This window comes from Streptomyces sp. NPDC026246 (genome assembly GCF_055567995.1).
Map to the genome: position 1 here is coordinate 812223 of NZ_JBVHPJ010000001.1, position 15540 is coordinate 827762.

Here is a 15540-nt window from a genome sequence, read left to right on the forward strand (position 1 = left end):
CTCCTGCACCACAACGGCCCGAGACGTCCCCCGGAGAAGCCCGCCGATGACCACCGCTCCCTCGACCACCACGGACGAGGCCCCCCAACCAGACGCCCCCGCACCGGCCCGGAGCAGCTGGGCCCCCCTGCGCCCGCTGATCCTCCGGCTGCACTTCTACGCCGGTGTGCTGGTGGCACCCTTCCTCCTCGTCGCCGCCGTCACCGGCCTGCTGTACGCGGCCTCGTTCCAGGCCGAGAAGCTCGTGTACGAGCACGAGCTGACCGTCCCCGTGGGCGAGCGGAAGCTGCCCATAAGCGAGCAGGTGGCCGCCGCCCGCAAGGCCCACCCGGAGGGCACGATCTCGGCGGTGCGCCCCTCGCCGGAGGCCGACGCGACGACCAGGGTCATGCTGTCCGGCGTCCCGGGCGTCGACGAGGGCCACACCATGGCCGTCTTCGTCGACCCCTACACCGCGCAGGTGCGCGGCGCCCTCGAACAGTACGGCTCGAGCGGCGCGCTGCCGCTGCGCACCTGGATCGACGAGTTCCACCGGGATCTGCACCTGGGGGAGAGCGGGCGGCTGTACAGCGAACTGGCGGCCAGCTGGCTGTGGGTGATCTCGGCGGGTGGGCTGGTGCTGTGGTTCTCCCGCCGCCGGGCCCTGCGCACGGTCCGCGGGACGAAGGGGCGGCGCCGCACCCTCGCACTGCACGGCAGTGTGGGCGTGTGGGCCGCGACCGGCTTCGTCTTCCTGTCGGCGACCGGGCTGACCTGGTCGGCCTACGCCGGCGCCACCATCGACGAGGTGCGGACCTCCCTGGGGCACGCGACCCCGTCGGTGTCGGCCGCAGCGGGCGGTGAGCACTCCGGTCACGGTGCGGCCGCCGGGCGGACGGGAGACGCCTCCCACGGGGTCGGCCTGGACAAGGTCCTGGCGGCCGCGCGGGCCGAACGGCTCACCGACCCGGTGGAGATCGTCCCGCCCGCCGACGCGAACTCGGCCTACGTCGTCAAGCAGGTGGGCCGGGGCTGGCCGACGAAGCAGGACGCCGTCGCCGTCGACCCGGCGAGCGGGCAGGTCACCGACGTCCTGCGGTTCGCCGACCACCCGGTGCTCGCCAAGCTCACCCGCTGGGGCATCGACCTGCACACGGGCGTCCTGTTCGGCCTCGCCAACCAGCTCCTGCTGATGGCGCTGACCCTGTCCCTGATCCTGCTGATCGTCTGGGGCTACCGCATGTGGTGGCAGCGCGGCCGGGGCAGCGCCTTCGGCCGGCCGATCCCGCGCGGCGCCTGGCAGCAGGTGCCTCCCCAGATCCTGGTGCCGCTGCTGGCCGGGGTCGCCGTACTGGGCTACTTCCTGCCCCTGTTCGGCATCCCGCTCGCGGTGTTCCTCGCCGTCGACATCCTGCTGGGTGAGATCGCCCACCGGCGCGGGCGCCGGTCGTACGGCACCGGCGCGCCCGCGAGGTAGCGAGCCGGAGGGCTCCGCGCCCGGTGCGGAACTCCCCGGCATGCGGAGGCCCGGCTCCCCGAGGAGCCGGGCCTCTCGCCCTCACGCGGGGGATTCAGTCCTGCGCGAAGTCGCCCGCGAGTGCGGAGGCGATCCGCAGGTGGGACTCGGCCTCCTCGTGCCGGTTCTGCCGCTGGAGCGTGCGGCCGAGCATCAGCCGGGCGTAGTGCTCCACCGGGTCCCGCTCCACGATCGTGCGCAACTCGGTCTCGGCACGCCGCAGTTGGGCCGAGTGGTAATAGGAGCGCGCCAGCAGCAGCCGGGGGCCGGTCTGCTCGGGCACCTCCTCGACCAGGCCGGACAGGACCCGTGCGGCGGCGGTGTAGTCCTTGGCGTCGAAGAACAGCTGCGCGCGCTCCCAGCGCTCCGCCGGGGTGCCGTGCGCGTAGTACGCGGTGTCGTGGGTCGTGTTCACTCGTGCCTCCTTCGAGGCCGTCAACCCGCCCCCCGCGTCCGGTATTCCACGGCTCGGCCGGGCCCGTCGGGGGTCACCCGGGCAGCGCCGCCAGCTCGGCCTCGGCCCGCCGGGTGATCAGGGTCAGCACCCGCCCGGCGACGGCCAGGTCCTCCTCGGGTATGCCCGCGTAGATCCGGGCGGAGTAGGGCGCCGTCTCGCCGGAGGCCCTCGTGTACGCCTCCCGCCCGGCGTCCGTGATGCGCACCCCGGCCGTGTCCTCCGGCGTGAGGAGTCCGGCCGTGACCAGTTCCCCGATCACGCCGTGCGCCTCGGCGGCGCCGGTCTTCAGCGCGCCGGTGACGCCGCCGGCGAGTTCCTCCCGCCCGACGGGCCCGTCGGCGAGGGCGGCGAGCCGCAGGGTGACGGACTGCTGGAAGGTGAGCCCGAGCCGGGTCAGCACGCTCTCCAGGACCGCCCGGCCCGCGTAGTGGGCCAGGGCGATGACACGCGGGTTCAGCGGGGGTGTGTCGATGGTCATGGCTGCTCCGTCTCATGGTCGGCGAAGGGGTCGAGCGGTGCGTCGAGCAGGGCGGTGAGATCCCGGACGAAGGCGCGGGTGCGCGTGCCGTCCAGGCCGCCGAGCGGGTCCAGGAGCTGCTGGAGCAGCCGGTGGACGACGGCGATCGCCCGCCGGGTGACGTCCTGTCCCTGCTCGGTCAGCGCCAGCTGCACCGCGCGCGGATCGCGCGGGTGTCGGGTGCGCTCCAGCAACCCGGCGGTCTCCAGCGCGCGGGCCAGCTTCGACACGTACAGCGGCTCCAGACCCGTGTGGTCGGCGAGCCGGCGCTGGCTGGGGCGCTCCCCGCCGCGCTGCATGCCGTGCAGGGAGGCCAGCAGCGAGTACTGCGCGTGGGTCAGCCCGAGTGGGGCGACGGCACGGTCGACCGCCACCCGCCACTTCATGGACAGCCGCCACACCAGGAAGCCCGGCGTCCCGCCTTCCGTACCTCTTCTCATGAGAAAAACTGTACATGGCTACTATGTACATGGCTACTGTTTCCGGGCTCGGGCTCGCGGGCCGGAGCCGGCCGTCCGGTCGCGGCAGGTACGCCCGGACGACGCGCAGACGCGAGCCGTCCGGCCGCACTAGGTTGTGCGCCATGAGCAATCTCGAGCGCGAGGCGGTCCCCGCGGTGTGCGGTGGCCGGGGCTTCGTCGTGGCGGAGCCGGTGCGCGAACTCCTCAGTCCCCGCCGGGTACGGCTGGGCGAGTCCTCCGACGTCCGGCGGCTCCTGCCCAACCTGGGCCGCCGCATGATCGGGGCGTGGTGCTTCGTCGACCACTACGGGCCCGACGACATCGCCGACGAGCCGGGCATGCAGGTGCCGCCCCACCCCCACATGGGGCTGCAGACCGTGAGCTGGCTGCACGAGGGGGAGGTGCTGCACCGCGACTCCACCGGCAGCCTGCAGACCGTCCGCCCGCGCGAACTGGGCCTGATGACCTCCGGCCGGGCCATCAGCCACTCCGAGGAGAGCCCGCGCCAGCACGCCCGCCTCCTGCACGGCGCGCAACTGTGGGTGGCGCTGCCCGACAGCCACCGGCACACCGAGCCGCGCTTCGAGCACCACGCCGGACTGCCGGTCGTCACGGCGCCCGGCCTCTCGGCCACACTGATCCTCGGCGACCTCGACGGGGCCACCTCACCCGGCACGGCCCACACGCCGATCGTCGGCGCCGACCTGGCCCTGGCCCGGGGCGCGGACGTCCGGCTGCCGCTGGAGCCGGACTTCGAGTACGCCGTCCTGTCGATGTCCGGCGAGGCACACGTCGACGGCGTGCCGGTCCTGCCCGGCTCGATGCTCTACCTCGGCTGCGGCCGCTCCGAACTGCCCCTGCGCGCCGAGTCGGACGCGGGCCTGATGCTCCTGGGCGGCGAGCCGTTCGAGGAGGAGCTCGTCATGTTCTGGAACTGGATCGGCCGTTCCCAGGAGGAGATCGAACAGGCCCGCCGGGACTGGACGGAGGGGACACGGTTCGGCGAGGTGAAGGGCTACGAGGGTGATCCGCTACCCGCCCCCGAGCTGCCGATGACGCCCCTGAAGGCGCGGGGCAGGGTGCGCTGACCCGGAACGTGACGCGGGCCCGGGTCGGGGGCCCGGGCCGGGGCCCGCGTCCGCCCGCGCGGCGACGGTCCGTCAGGCGATGGACGCCGAGAGGATCGCCGAGACGGCCAGGTTGCAGGAGGCCGTGACCCAGACCGCGGGGTGGGGCTCCTCCTCGACCAGGGCCTCGCCCAGGCGACCCGGGGTGAGCAGGTCCACCACCAGGAACGCCACCGCCATCATCACCAGGCCGAGCAGACCGAACGCGGCGGTGGACAGCAGGCCCTTGCCGAAGTCGTCGTAGGTGGTCCAGATGGACGTGAAGACGATGCCCCCGATGCCCAGCAGCGCGGAGCTCAGCACCAGGGCGGCGTTGCGGTTGCGCTGCTCCCAGATCTGCCGGCCGAGCTTCCCGGGCGTCAGCACGTCGACCAGGACGATGCCGAGGACCAGCAGGACCAGGCCCAGCCCGCCGTAAGCGGTGGCCCGGCCGAGTCCGTTGACGATGTCGCTCATGGGGAGGCTGCTCCGATGGTTGAGGGATCCGAACGATCTGAGGATCTGAGGGATCTGAGGGATCTGAGGGATCGCGGTCAAGGCGGAGCAAAATCTAGCGCACTCGTTCGACCTCGGCGGGGGTGATCGCCGAGGTGGGAGGCGTGAAACCGGCGTGAAAACCCGGTGGAGGGCCTGTCGGTGGGTCCGCTTATGCTGCACCCCGATGATCACGCGGTACCAGGGGAGGGCGCGGCATGTTCGGCAAGCTGTTCGGCAGGGACGCGGAGAGACCGGTGGCGGATCCGCACGCCCTCCCGGTCCCGCGCAGGCAGCGGGGCGGGACATACCGGCTGCGCGCCCTCGGCGACGCGCGTGTACTGGCGCTCGTGGAGGCCGCGGACGCCGGTGACTGGGAAGCCGTCAAGGCGGCGCTGGCCCCCTTCGACCTCGGACGCGACCTCGCGGTGCTGGGCGAGATCGTCGAACTGGACGGTGTGCAGGACTGGATCGCGCGGGCCGTGGAGGAGGACAAGGAGCAGCGGGCGACGGCCCTGCTCATCTCCGGGGCGCGTCACATCCATTGGGGCTGGGAGGCGCGCACCGCCGCACGGGCCTCCGACGTCACGCGCGAGCAGTGGCGCGTCTTCCACGAGCGGCTGGAGATCGCCGAGGAGCAGCTGCTCGAAGCAGCCGAGCTGCGACCGGAATGGATCGCGCCGTGGCGCCAGTTGCTCACCTCCGGCCGCGGCATGTCACTGGGCTCCACCGTCACCGAGACCCGCCGCGACGCCGCCCTGCGCCGCGACCCGCTGAACCTCCAGGTCCACCTCGCGTGGCTGTCCCAGCTCCAGCCCCGCTGGGGCGGCGAGCCGGGACAGGCCCTCGCCTTCGCCCAGGACGCGTTCGCCGCGGCCCCGCAGGGGCACCGCCTCGGCTGCGTGCTCCCCATGGCGTACATCGAGGAGTGGGTCGAGGCCGGGCGCGGGGACCACCTCGAGACGGACGAGATCCGGGCGCGGTTGCGCGAGGCGGCGGACCACAGCATCCTGCACCCCGCCTACGCGTGGCCGCTCGGCTGGCAGCACGACTTCCACATCTTCGCCATGGCCCTGTCCCTGGCCGGCGAACGCCACACGGTCCGGCGCGTCTTCCACACCCTGGACGGCGCCTACACCGACTGGCCCTGGTCGTACTTCGCGGAGCCGGAGAAGCAGTTCGCACGCCACCACCGCCGCGCCTGACCCGTCCGGGTCACCGCCGGGGCGTGCACGCCGCGGGATCCCGCGCCGGGCAGCCGACGACCGGGGCCGAGTGACCCGCCCCCGGGACGTCCCGGCCGGCGGACCGCCGCGCCTCCTGGTCGCTCGCGGCCGGCGTACCGTCCACACCTCCCGGTCGCTCCCGGCCGGCGCACCGCCCGCACCGCAGCACCTCCCGGCCCGTGCGCCGGCCGGCTGAGCCCCTCGCCCGGCCGCCCGTACCGCCGCGCCGGGCACCCCGTGCCCGACCGGCACCGCCCCCGCGTCCACCGTCCGCCCCGCACTCTCCTTCCACTGGCCCTTCCCGACCCCGGACTGCCGATGAATCTGCCCGACACCGCCGCGCACGAGGCCGGCGCCGACCGCACCTTCCAGGTGGATCTGCGCGGCCTCGTCGACCTCCTCTCCCACCACCTCTACTCCAGCCCCCGCGTCTACCTGCGCGAGCTGATGCAGAACGCCGTGGACGCGCTCACCGCCCGGCACGCCCTCGAACCCGACGCCCCCGCCGACGACTTCGGCGTCCGTCTGTACGCCGACGGATCGGTGGTCCGCGTCGAGGACGACGGCGTCGGTCTCACCGAGGCCGACGTGCACGCGTTCCTCGCCACCATCGGCCGCAGCAGCAAGCGCGCGGACCGGATCGCCGAGCAACGCGGGGACTTCATCGGCCAGTTCGGCATCGGGCTGCTCTCCTGCTTCCTGGTCGCCGACGAGATCCACGTCCTGAGCCGCTCCGCCCGCACCCCCGGCGCCCCGGTCGTCGAGTGGCGGGGCCGCGGCGACGGCAGCTACACCGTCCGCACCCTGCCCGCCTCCGCCCGCCCGGCGCCAGGCACCACCGTCACCCTGACACCGCGCACCGACGCGGGGGAGTGGACGAGCCCCGGCCGGGTCCACGCGCTGGCCCGCCACTTCGGCTCCCTGCTGCGCCACCCGGTGACCTTCGACGACGGCACGGGCGGCCCCGGCACCTCGGTCAACCCCGAGCCCGCGCCCTGGTCCCGCACCCACCCGACCCCGGGGGCCCGGGCCCGGGCACTGGCGGAGTACGGCGAGGAGGTCTTCGGCTTCCGGCCGCTGGACACGATCGAACTGGACCTGCCGGCCGTGGGTCTCAAGGGCATCGCCTGTGTACTTCCCGAAGCGGTGCCGGCCGGGCGGCGCCACGGTCACCGCGTGCACGTGAAGGGCATGCTGCTGTCCGAGCAGGCCGAGGAGATCCTGCCCGACTGGGCCTTCTTCGTCCGCTGCGTCGTCGACGCCGAGAGCCTGCGCCCGACCGCCTCCCGCGAGTCCCTCTACGAGGACGACACCCTCGCCGCCGTGCGCGACGCCCTCGCCGGGCGGCTGCGCGACTGGATCGCCCGGGCCGCCGCCAGCGACCCGGACCTGCTCCACCGCTTCCTCCAGGCGCATCACCTCGCCGTGAAGTCGCTCGCCGTGCACGACGACGAGATCCTGCGCATGCTCCTGCCGTGGCTGCCGTTCGAGACCACCGACGGGCACACCACCCTCGACGAGTTCGCGCGCACCCACCCCACCGTGCTCGTGACGTCGACCGTGGAGGAGTTCCGGCAGGTCGCCGCGATCGCCTCCGCCGCCGGGCTCGGCGTCGTCAACGGCGGCTACACCTACGACCGCGAACTGGTCCACCGGCTGCCCGAGATCCGGCCCGGGGCGAGCGTCGCCGACCTCGACCCCGAGACCCTCACCGCCCATCTCGACCCCGTCGACCGGGAGACCGAACTCGCCGCCGCGGCCTACCTCGCCCGGGCCCGCGACGCCCTCGCCGTCTTCGACTGCGACGTCGCGCTGCGCACCTTCCAGCCCGCCTCCGCCCCCGCCCTCCTCGTCGACAGCCGCGAGGCCCGGCACGAACGCACCCGCTCTCGGCTCGCCCGCGAGCAGGAGGGCGGCCTGTGGGGCGACATCCTCGGCGCCCTGCGCCAGGAGGCCCCCCGCGCCCAGCTGATCCTCAACCAGCTCAACCCGCTGGTGCGCACCGCCGTCGCCATCGACGAGCCCGAACTGGCCCGCACCAGCGCCGAAGCCCTCTACGGGCAGGCCGTGATGCTGTCCCGGCGCCCGCTCAGGCCCGCCGAGTCCAGCCTGATCAACCGCTCCTTCCTCGACCTTCTCGCCCACGCCCTGCGCAAGGACAGCTGACGATGCCCACCGCACCCCACCCCCAGAGCACCGACGAGCTGTACCAGGCGCTCCGGGAGAACGGCCGCCGCCCCTACGGCCGCACCCGCACGGTCACCGCGGAGGAACTCGCCGACGCCGCCGAGCAGTTCGACGAGCCCCTCCCGCTGGTCCACGCCCTCCTGGAACTGCAGGAGGCGTACACCTACGGCTCCGAGCCCCGCAAGTCACCCGTCGTCTTCGCCCGGCTGCTGAACCTCTTCGACGAACAGCCCGACGTCTTCGACGAACGGCTGCGCCACACCCTGTTCTGGCGGTTCAAGTGGGTGTCCAACGCCCTGCGCGCCCTGCCCGAGATACCGCTGGCCAGCCTGCGCCAGTGGCTGACCGAGATGCGCGACCGCTACGAGAAGGCCGGTCACGGCCTCCAGCCCTACTACGGCCAGGCCTACCAACTCGCCGCCCATGTGGGCGAGGACACCGCCCTCGCCTTCGAACTGTGGGCGGGCCGCACCCGCACCCGGCTCAGCGACTGCGAGGCGTGCGAGATCTGCGACCGCGCCCTGTACCACCTCGGGGCGGGCGACGACGCACGCGCGCTGCGCACCTGGGAGCCCGTCCTGACCGGCAAGGAGTCCTGCCAGGAGGAACCCGCCCGCTCCCTGTCGTACGCCCTGCTGCCCCTGCTGCGCACCGGCGGCGCGGACCGGGCCAGGGAACTGCACCTGGCCGGTTACCGCGGCTGCCGCCGCAACCCCGCGATGTCCGCGGAGACCGGCCGGCACCTGGAGTTCTGCGCGCTCACCGGGAACGAGGCCCGCGGCCTGGAACTGCTCGCCGAGAACCGCACCCTCTTCGACGAGGTCGACTCGCCCCTGGACCAGCTCGACTTCCTCACCGGCGTGGAGGTGCTCCTCCAGCGCGTCGAGGCCCTCGGCCACGGCGGCCTGCCCGCCGCCGGATACGCGGGACGCACCTGGACCGTCGCGGAGCTGCGCGCCGAGGTACGCGGCCGGGCCGACGACCTCGCCGCCCGGTTCGACGCCCGCAACGGAACCACCACCCACTCCGACCGCCGCCGGGACCGGCTGGAGCGCGCCCCCCTGCTGGACGCCCTCGAACTGACCCTGCGCCCGCGCACCCTCGACGACGTCACCCCGGCCGCCCCGGTCACCGCGCCCGCCGGCCGCACGGCCGCCGTCCCCGAGGAACTGCCCGACCTCATCCTGCGCGCACGCGCCGCGGAGGAGCAGGGCCACCCGGACGCCCACGCCTGCTGGGACCGGCTGCGCACCCTCGTCGCCGCCCGCGACTACGCCCACCCCGCCGACCCGGCGGTCGGCCCGCTCGTGCGGCTGCGCGCCGACCTGCTCACCGACGAGGCGAGCCGCGCCGGTGAGCGGGAGGACTTCGCCGAGGCCGTCGCCCTGCACGAGGAGGCCGCGGGCCTCTACGACGACGCGGACCTGCCCGGCCACGCGGCGCTCGCCCGCGCCTGCGCCCTGATCGCCGGGGCCGGGCGCCCCACGGGGGGCGCGGACGACGGGCCGCAGGCCGGGGCCGCCGCGCTGACCTCGGCGCACGCGGCCGTCGTCCGCCTGCATGAGCAGACCCCCGGGCTCACGCCCCACCTGGAGGCCCGGATGCTGCGGCTGCGCGTCACCGCGCTGGCGCTGCGCCTGCAGACCACGCACGACGAGGAGCACATCGCGCCGGTCTTCGCCGAGGTCGACGCCCTGCACGCGTTCGCCGTGCGGCACGACCTGGCGGGGCAGATCTCCGCCGCCCTGCTGCTGCGGGCCACCACCCACGCCCTGTCCGGCGACCTGCCCGCCGCCGTCACCGACCTCGACGAGCTGAAGGCCCGGCTGACGGAGCAGGGGCCCGCCTGGCACCTGCCGCGCACGCTCGGTCTGCGCGGCCGGATCCAGCTCGGCCTGCGGGACGCCGAGGCCGCCCACGCCGACCTCACCGAAGGCCTGCGCCGGGCCGCCGACTGGCCGGCCGACGCCATGGACACCGGCCGCCTCCACGCGGACCTGGCCGAGGCCTGCATGCACCTGGGCCGCCCCGAGGAGGCCCTGCGGCATCTGACGCGCTCGGCGGAGGCGGACCTCCGGCGCGGCAGCCGCACCGACGCGTACTGCACCTACTCCAACGCCGCGCAGCTCAGCCTCGACCTCGGCCGGGTCGAGGACTGCATCGCACTGCTCGACTCGCTGCTCGCCGACCCGGCCGTCGCCGCCGGCGAGCTGGACGACCGGCTCGCCGCCCAGCTGCGCCTGACCCGCGCCCGTGCCCTGCACGCGGGGGACGACCTGAAGGCCGCCACCACGGAGTTCGTCGCCCTCGCGGCCGAGTCGGCCGGCTGGGACGACGACCCGGGCAGCCACGCCATGATCGCCGGGGAGACGGCCGTGCTGCTGGCCGAGTCCGGGGAGTTCGGCCGGGCCCGCGAGGCGGCGGACCGGGCCCTCGCCGCCCACGCCCGCGACCCGCGCTACGAGCAGCTCAGCAACTGCCTGCGCGAACTCGCCCGGCTCCAGGCGCAGCAGCAGGGCCCCGACGGGCTGGAGGCGGCCCGCGCCTTCCTGGACGACGCCGCCCGGGTCGCCGACGAGGCCCGCGCGGCCGGCCACGAGCCGCACGGCCGCTCCCTGGACACGGCCCTGGCGTACGAGCACGGGCGGGTCAACGCCTACGCGGGCGCCTACGAGGACGCCCTGGCCGCGCTCGACAAGGCCCTGGCGTTGCTCGGCGAGCCCGGACCGCAGGACGAGCGCGCCGGGGAGTGGGCCGAGTGCGTCCGTCTGGCGGGAGCGGTGGAGGGCCTCTACCTGGAGCGTCCCGCCCCCGCCCTGGCCCGCCTCGACGCGGCCGTCACCCGGCTGACCGCGCTCGGGCACCCGGCGGAGGCGCAGGCCCTGATCAGCCTCGCGGCCCGGCTCCACGACGAGGACTGACCCCCGGCCGCCCGCGGTGCCGTCGCGGTACCCGCCCCGGCACCGCGCGGCCCGGTCGCTACCCGTCGCCCCGGCGGCGCACCATCTCGGCGATCCAGACGGGGGCGTAGGGGGAGGTGCAGCCCGGGGAGACGGGACGGTCCTCGAACACACCCAGGCGCTCACCGATGGCGACCGCCCGGGCCCGGTGCTCGGGGTGCTCGATCCCGATGCGCGCCAGACAGTGGTTCATCGCCCACTGCAGACGGCCGGGCGCGTCCTTCATCCCGGCCTCGACCAGGTCGAGCAGCCCCGCCAGGTCGAGGCCCTCGGGCTTCCTCCCCACCCGTTCCGTGGTCAGCGCCCAGCCCGCACTCGCCACCACCGGGTCCGGATCGGCGAACCAGGCCAGGCGCAGCTCCTCGGCGTGCGGGCTCTTCTTCACCACGTGGTTCACGAGCCAGTCGTGGACCTTGGGGGTGCGCGCCTCGCGCACCATCGTGTCCAGCTCGTCCCGTCCGAACGCCCTGGGCCGGCAGATCAGCAGCGCCAGCAGCCGCGCCGCGCCGTCCCGCGTCTCCCACAGCCGGAGCGCGAGGTCCTGCTGCGTCCGCAGCCGCTTGGCCAGCGCGCGCAGCCGGGTCAGGTTCACGCCGTAGTCGTCGCCGTGCCTCTCGTTCACCGCGCGGACCCTGGGGTCCTCCATCGCGGCCAGCTCGGCCATCACCTCGGCGACCGTCGTCCCGTCCGGTGTCGTCCCGGCCACCCCGGCCTCCTCTCCCCGCTGCGGAGGACGAGCCTACGACGCCGGCCGGATCGGCCCGGAACGCGCCTGCGCGGTCGCGGGTCGACGGCCGGGCCCGCCCGGCCGCCGGGGCCCTCACCCGTCCGCACGCGCCGGGCAGGGCGCCGGTGGGCCGCGGGCGTCAGGATGGGGCGTGGCCGCCCGGGCGCCCGTAGCCCCGGGGACCGGCCGACGGGGGCACCGGCTCACGCCGCCCATGCCCGAGGACCGGGACCCGCGAGGGAGAGGTATGACCGAGACCCACGAGGCCGGAGCCGCCCGCGCCGCGGCCGGGAGCAGCCGGCCCTCGCCGCACCGCGACACCAGCCCCGGCGTCGCCGACCTGCGGCGGATCGGGGCGCACCCCGACCACTGGTACCCCCTCGCCGAGTCCCGGAAGGTGCGCAAAGGCCGGACGTGCGCGACCGCGTTCGCCGGGGAGCGGATCGCGCTGTACCGCGGGGCCGGTGGCACCGCGTACGCGCTGGAGGACCGGTGCGCCCACCGTCAGGTGCCGCTGAGCATGGGGGTCGTCGAGGGCGAGACCCTCCGCTGCTGCTACCACGCCTGGGCCTACCGCGGCGACGGGCGCATCTCGCAGATCCCCTACCTGTCCAAGGGCGACGGACGGCCACCGCGCGGGGTGCGGGGCTACCCGGTCCGGGAGGCGTACGGCCTGGTCTTCGTCTTCCCCGGCGACCCGGACAAGGCGGACGGCACCCCGCTGCCCCACCTGCCGGCGTACGGCTCCCCGCGGTACGCGACGATGACGTACTCCCGGACCGTGAACTGCCACTACTCGTTCATGCACGAGAACCTGCTCGACATGAACCACCAGTTCCTGCATCGCGGTGTCGTCGGCCGGCTCCGCCCGGAGCTGCTCTCTCACCGGGCCGACGCCCGGTCGGTGGAGGCCAGGTACCTGTTCACCCACACCGGCGGCAGACGCAACCGCGGCGCCAGCCTGCTCGCCGCCGAGGGCCTGGGCGGCAACGACTCCAGCGACGTCATGACGATCCGCACCGAGTACCCCTACCAGACCCTCGACCTGGTCCCGGAGAACGCGCAGCGGCCGGCCTTCCGCCTGTGGGCCGCCTACGTGCCCGAGGACGCCGAGCAGCGCCGCTGCCACACCTACGGCCTGCTGATGATCGAGAAACCGAGGGTTCCGGGCGCGTTGCGCCTGGCCCGGCCGTTCATCCGGCGCTTCACCGAGCGCGTGTTCGCCGAGGACCGCATGGCCGTCGAGGCCGAGCAGCGCGCCTGGGACGAGCAGGGCGAGGACCGCAACCGTGAGGTGTTCTCGTTGATCCTGGACGTGCGCGAGGTGCTGCGCGCCAACGGTGTGCCGATCCGTCCCCGGGCCGCCGGGTGCGGCGCGTCCGGGCCGTGCGACGGCCCGGACGGGGCGGGTCCGGCGACCGGCTCCGCCCGCTGAGCCTCCCGCGCGTCAGGGGCGGGGCGTCAGGGGCGGGGGTTCGTCCGTTGCCAGCGCGGGCGGGCGTCGGGTCCCCGGCGGCCCGCCACCGAGGCGCAGCGCGGGCACTGGCGCCGCACCCGGTCCGCCGCCCCGCCGGACTCGGGGAACGTGTCGACCCAGTTCACGTGCGGCAGGCGCGTCAGCCGGGAGCGGCTGAGGGAGAGGCCGCACACGGTCTCGTTGCGGCCCGGCTCCCAGGCGTGGACCTCTCCGGAGGGCAGCCGCCGTCGGCCTTCCTCCTCGTCGGTCCACTGCCCGGACGCGGCCACCGAGTACTGCCGGGTGCGTGCCACGCTCACGGGCCCGTCTCGTGCTCGGCGCGCAGCCGCACCTGCTCCTCCAGCCGCCGCAGGCTCGAGTCCAGGGCCTCACCCGCGGCCCGCTCACCGGGGTCGTGCCCGTCGTCGAAGAACGACAGGTGCACCGTCACCTCGCTGGCGCCGCTGTCGATCCCGGCGACCTGGAGCCAGCCCGCGTAGGAGCCCTGCCCGCGGGTGCCCCACTCCAGACGCATCTGCTCGGGGCGTGCGCGCAGCAGCGCGGCGGTGTCCTCGTCCGTGCGGTCCTCGTGCACGGTGACGGCGGGCAGGTCCCCGGGCCGGACGTGCAGGGCCCCGGGGAGCCAGGAGCCGAGCCGGTCGACGTCCGCCGCCTGGCCGAAGACCTGCTCGGGCTGTGCGGGCATCGTGCGGGAGCGTTCGTACTCGGACATCGCCTCACCTGCCTCATGTCGTTCGGCGTACGGCACTCCGCGTTCCCTGCGCGCCAGCGGTCCAACCGTGCGGGCCCCCGCCCGCGGCGGACGGGGCCCGGCGGCGGGTCAGAACCGGGGCTGGGGCGACTGCGCCTGCACCAGCTCCGTGGCCTCCTCCTCCGTCTCGACCGAGGGCGGGGACCCCGCCAGCGGCTTGTTCGCGGTCTCCCGCATGCACAGCACGGCGACGACACCGACGACCGCGGCGCCCGTGGCGTAGTACGCCGGCATCAGGGTCGAGTCGAACGCGCTGATCAGCGCGGTGATCACCAGTGGTGTCGTACCGCCGAAGACCGACGTGGCCACGTTGTAGGCGACGGACAGCGAGCCGTAGCGCACGTGGGTGGGGAAGATCGCCGGGAGCGCCGCCGACATCGTGCCCAGCATCATCACCAGCGACAGGCCCATCAGCAGCAGTCCCAGGGTGATCAGGACGACGCTGCCCTGCCGGATGAGCAGGAACGACGGCACCGACAGCAGCAGGAAGCCGAGCATGCCCGTCATCAGCAGCGGCTTGCGCCCGAAACGGTCCGACAGCCGGCCCACCTGGTTGATGACGCACATCTGCAGCACCATCACCACGAGCAGGATCAGCAGCCCGTGGTTGGTCGCGTAGCCCAGCTCGTCGGACAGATAGGTGGGCATGTACGACAGCAGCATGTAGTCGGTGATGTTGTACGCCGCGACCAGCGCGAGGCACAGCAGCAGGGGCCGCCAGTAGCGGGTGAAGATCCGGCCCAGGTCGGCGGTGGCGGAGGTCTCCACCCCCTCGGCCGCGTCGGCGGCCTGCACCTGACCGCCCTCCAGTTTCTGGAAGGCGGGCGTCTCGTCCAGCTTCAGCCGCAGGTACAGGCCGATGAAGCCGAGCGGGGCCGCGACCAGGAAGGGGACGCGCCAGCCCCAGGACAGCATCTGCTCGTCGCTGAGCAGGGTCTGCAGCAGGACGACGAGGCCGGACGCCCCGACGTAGCCGGCGAGCGTGCCCAGCTCCAAGAAGCTGCCGAAGAAGCCGCGCCGCTTGTCGGGCGCGTACTCCGCGATGAAGGTCGAGGCGCCCCCGTACTCCCCGCCGGTGGAGAAGCCCTGCACCATGCGGAAGAGGATCAGCAGCGCGGGCGCCCACAGGCCGATGGCGGCGTGCGAGGGGATCAGGCCGATGGCGAACGTGCCCACCGCCATCATGATCATGGTCAGGGACAGGATGCGCTTGCGGCCGAGCCTGTCGCCGAGCGGTCCGAAGACCATGCCGCCGAGCGGACGCACCAGGAAGGCCACCGCGAACGTCGCGAAGGAGCCGAGCAGCTGGGCGGTGTCGTTGCCGGAGGGGAAGAAGACCCTGCCGATGGTCGACGCCAGGTAGCTGTAGATGCCGAAGTCGTACCACTCCATCGCGTTGCCCAGGGCGGCGGCCTTCGTGGCGCGCTTGACCGCCGCCTCGTCGGTCACGGTGATGTCGCTGCGGCGCAGCTTCGGGTGGCGGCGCTGGTCGATCGCCCGGAACAGCACCCGGTGCCTTCTCACCGCCGCCGGGTCCACCGACTCGTCCTTGCCGGTCGCCGCCATCATCGGTTCCTTTCGCCGTACGTCTTTCCAACGACAGCGCCTGCACCGAACTCACGCGCTCAAACGGACCCGTTCGCGCGGCGTACAGTCGATCACGCAGCGTGTTCTCCGCGGG

At 74.2% G+C, this 15540-nt stretch carries 14 protein-coding genes; 6 read left to right on the forward strand and 8 right to left on the reverse strand.

Features of this window, described 5'->3' with window-relative positions:
• Positions 1–46 precede the first annotated feature (46 nt).
• A complete protein-coding gene (locus ACZ4M5_RS03505) occupies positions 47–1456 on the forward strand; it encodes a PepSY-associated TM helix domain-containing protein (protein ID WP_467732595.1) in 1410 nt (469 codons plus the stop codon).
• 94 nt (positions 1457–1550) lie between these two features.
• Here ACZ4M5_RS03505 and ACZ4M5_RS03510 read toward each other — a convergent pair whose 3' ends face one another.
• From ACZ4M5_RS03510 to ACZ4M5_RS03520, 3 genes are all read right to left on the reverse strand, one after another.
• Positions 1551–1910, reverse strand: a complete 360-nt coding sequence (locus tag ACZ4M5_RS03510) for a tetratricopeptide repeat protein (protein ID WP_467732597.1) — start codon at positions 1908–1910, stop codon at positions 1551–1553.
• Between the two features lie 73 nt (positions 1911–1983).
• Positions 1984–2430 (reverse strand): MarR family transcriptional regulator, encoded by a 447-nt coding sequence (locus ACZ4M5_RS03515; protein ID WP_467732599.1) that lies wholly within the window; start codon positions 2428–2430, stop codon positions 1984–1986.
• On the reverse strand, positions 2427–2909 hold the full coding sequence (locus ACZ4M5_RS03520) for a MarR family winged helix-turn-helix transcriptional regulator (protein ID WP_467732601.1): 483 nt from the start codon (positions 2907–2909) through the stop codon (positions 2427–2429). Before ACZ4M5_RS03520 ends, ACZ4M5_RS03515 begins: the two co-directional genes overlap by 4 nt.
• Positions 2910–3052: 143 nt before the next feature.
• On the opposite strand from ACZ4M5_RS03520, the gene ACZ4M5_RS03525 reads away from it, so the two are divergent.
• Positions 3053–4018, forward strand: coding sequence for a pirin family protein (locus tag ACZ4M5_RS03525; protein ID WP_467732603.1), 966 nt, complete (start codon positions 3053–3055; stop codon positions 4016–4018).
• A gap of 72 nt (positions 4019–4090) precedes the next feature.
• Here ACZ4M5_RS03525 and ACZ4M5_RS03530 read toward each other — a convergent pair whose 3' ends face one another.
• Positions 4091–4513 carry a DUF350 domain-containing protein gene (locus ACZ4M5_RS03530; protein ID WP_398107646.1) on the reverse strand — a complete coding sequence of 141 codons (423 nt, stop codon included), beginning with the start codon at positions 4511–4513 and terminating at the stop codon, positions 4091–4093.
• Between the two features lie 236 nt (positions 4514–4749).
• On the opposite strand from ACZ4M5_RS03530, the gene ACZ4M5_RS03535 reads away from it, so the two are divergent.
• The 3 genes from ACZ4M5_RS03535 to ACZ4M5_RS03545 all read left to right on the forward strand — a co-directional run bounded on the left by ACZ4M5_RS03535 (position 4750) and on the right by ACZ4M5_RS03545 (position 10865).
• Positions 4750–5736, forward strand: a complete 987-nt coding sequence (locus ACZ4M5_RS03535) for a hypothetical protein (protein WP_467732605.1) — start codon at positions 4750–4752, stop codon at positions 5734–5736.
• A 339-nt stretch (positions 5737–6075) separates the two neighbouring features.
• Positions 6076–7923, forward strand: coding sequence for an HSP90 family protein (locus tag ACZ4M5_RS03540; RefSeq protein WP_467732607.1), 1848 nt, complete (start codon positions 6076–6078; stop codon positions 7921–7923).
• A gap of 2 nt (positions 7924–7925) precedes the next feature.
• A complete protein-coding gene (locus ACZ4M5_RS03545) occupies positions 7926–10865 on the forward strand; it encodes a hypothetical protein (protein ID WP_467732609.1) in 2940 nt (979 codons plus the stop codon).
• Positions 10866–10923: 58 nt separating this feature from the next.
• Here the strand turns inward: ACZ4M5_RS03545 and ACZ4M5_RS03550 are convergent, their stop codons facing one another.
• On the reverse strand, positions 10924–11568 hold the full coding sequence (locus ACZ4M5_RS03550; RefSeq protein WP_467732859.1) for a DNA alkylation repair protein: 645 nt from the start codon (positions 11566–11568) through the stop codon (positions 10924–10926).
• Positions 11569–11878: 310 nt separating this feature from the next.
• Between ACZ4M5_RS03550 and ACZ4M5_RS03555 the strand changes: the two genes are divergently transcribed.
• On the forward strand, positions 11879–13066 hold the full coding sequence (locus ACZ4M5_RS03555; protein ID WP_467732611.1) for a Rieske 2Fe-2S domain-containing protein: 1188 nt from the start codon (positions 11879–11881) through the stop codon (positions 13064–13066).
• A 26-nt stretch (positions 13067–13092) separates the two neighbouring features.
• Here the strand turns inward: ACZ4M5_RS03555 and ACZ4M5_RS03560 are convergent, their stop codons facing one another.
• The 3 genes from ACZ4M5_RS03560 to proP form a co-directional block, all read right to left on the reverse strand.
• Complete coding sequence (locus ACZ4M5_RS03560; RefSeq protein WP_467732861.1) at positions 13093–13401, reverse strand: hypothetical protein; 309 nt, start codon at positions 13399–13401, stop codon at positions 13093–13095.
• Positions 13402–13403: 2 nt separating this feature from the next.
• On the reverse strand, positions 13404–13820 hold the full coding sequence (locus tag ACZ4M5_RS03565; RefSeq protein WP_467732613.1) for an SRPBCC family protein: 417 nt from the start codon (positions 13818–13820) through the stop codon (positions 13404–13406).
• Positions 13821–13928: 108 nt separating this feature from the next.
• Positions 13929–15425 carry a glycine betaine/L-proline transporter ProP gene (proP, locus tag ACZ4M5_RS03570; RefSeq protein ID WP_467732863.1) on the reverse strand — a complete coding sequence of 499 codons (1497 nt, stop codon included), beginning with the start codon at positions 15423–15425 and terminating at the stop codon, positions 13929–13931.
• Positions 15426–15540: the final 115 nt, after the last annotated feature.

Bases quoted from the DNA above. Each gene is read 5' to 3' on its own strand.
- ACZ4M5_RS03545 (WP_467732609.1), top strand. From the start codon at position 7,926: ATGCCCACCGCACCCCACCCCCAGAGCACCGACGAGCTGTACCAGGCG.
- ACZ4M5_RS03530 (WP_398107646.1), bottom strand. From the start codon at position 4,513: ATGAGCGACATCGTCAACGGACTCGGCCGGGCCACCGCTTACGGCGGG.
- ACZ4M5_RS03515 (WP_467732599.1), bottom strand. From the start codon at position 2,430: ATGACCATCGACACACCCCCGCTGAACCCGCGTGTCATCGCCCTGGCC.
- ACZ4M5_RS03540 (WP_467732607.1), top strand. From the start codon at position 6,076: ATGAATCTGCCCGACACCGCCGCGCACGAGGCCGGCGCCGACCGCACC.
- ACZ4M5_RS03555 (WP_467732611.1), top strand. From the start codon at position 11,879: ATGACCGAGACCCACGAGGCCGGAGCCGCCCGCGCCGCGGCCGGGAGC.
- ACZ4M5_RS03550 (WP_467732859.1), bottom strand. From the start codon at position 11,568: ATGGCCGAGCTGGCCGCGATGGAGGACCCCAGGGTCCGCGCGGTGAAC.
- ACZ4M5_RS03565 (WP_467732613.1), bottom strand. From the start codon at position 13,820: ATGTCCGAGTACGAACGCTCCCGCACGATGCCCGCACAGCCCGAGCAG.
- ACZ4M5_RS03535 (WP_467732605.1), top strand. From the start codon at position 4,750: ATGTTCGGCAAGCTGTTCGGCAGGGACGCGGAGAGACCGGTGGCGGAT.
- ACZ4M5_RS03505 (WP_467732595.1), top strand. From the start codon at position 47: ATGACCACCGCTCCCTCGACCACCACGGACGAGGCCCCCCAACCAGAC.
- proP (WP_467732863.1), bottom strand. From the start codon at position 15,425: ATGGCGGCGACCGGCAAGGACGAGTCGGTGGACCCGGCGGCGGTGAGA.
- ACZ4M5_RS03525 (WP_467732603.1), top strand. From the start codon at position 3,053: ATGAGCAATCTCGAGCGCGAGGCGGTCCCCGCGGTGTGCGGTGGCCGG.
- ACZ4M5_RS03520 (WP_467732601.1), bottom strand. From the start codon at position 2,909: ATGAGAAGAGGTACGGAAGGCGGGACGCCGGGCTTCCTGGTGTGGCGG.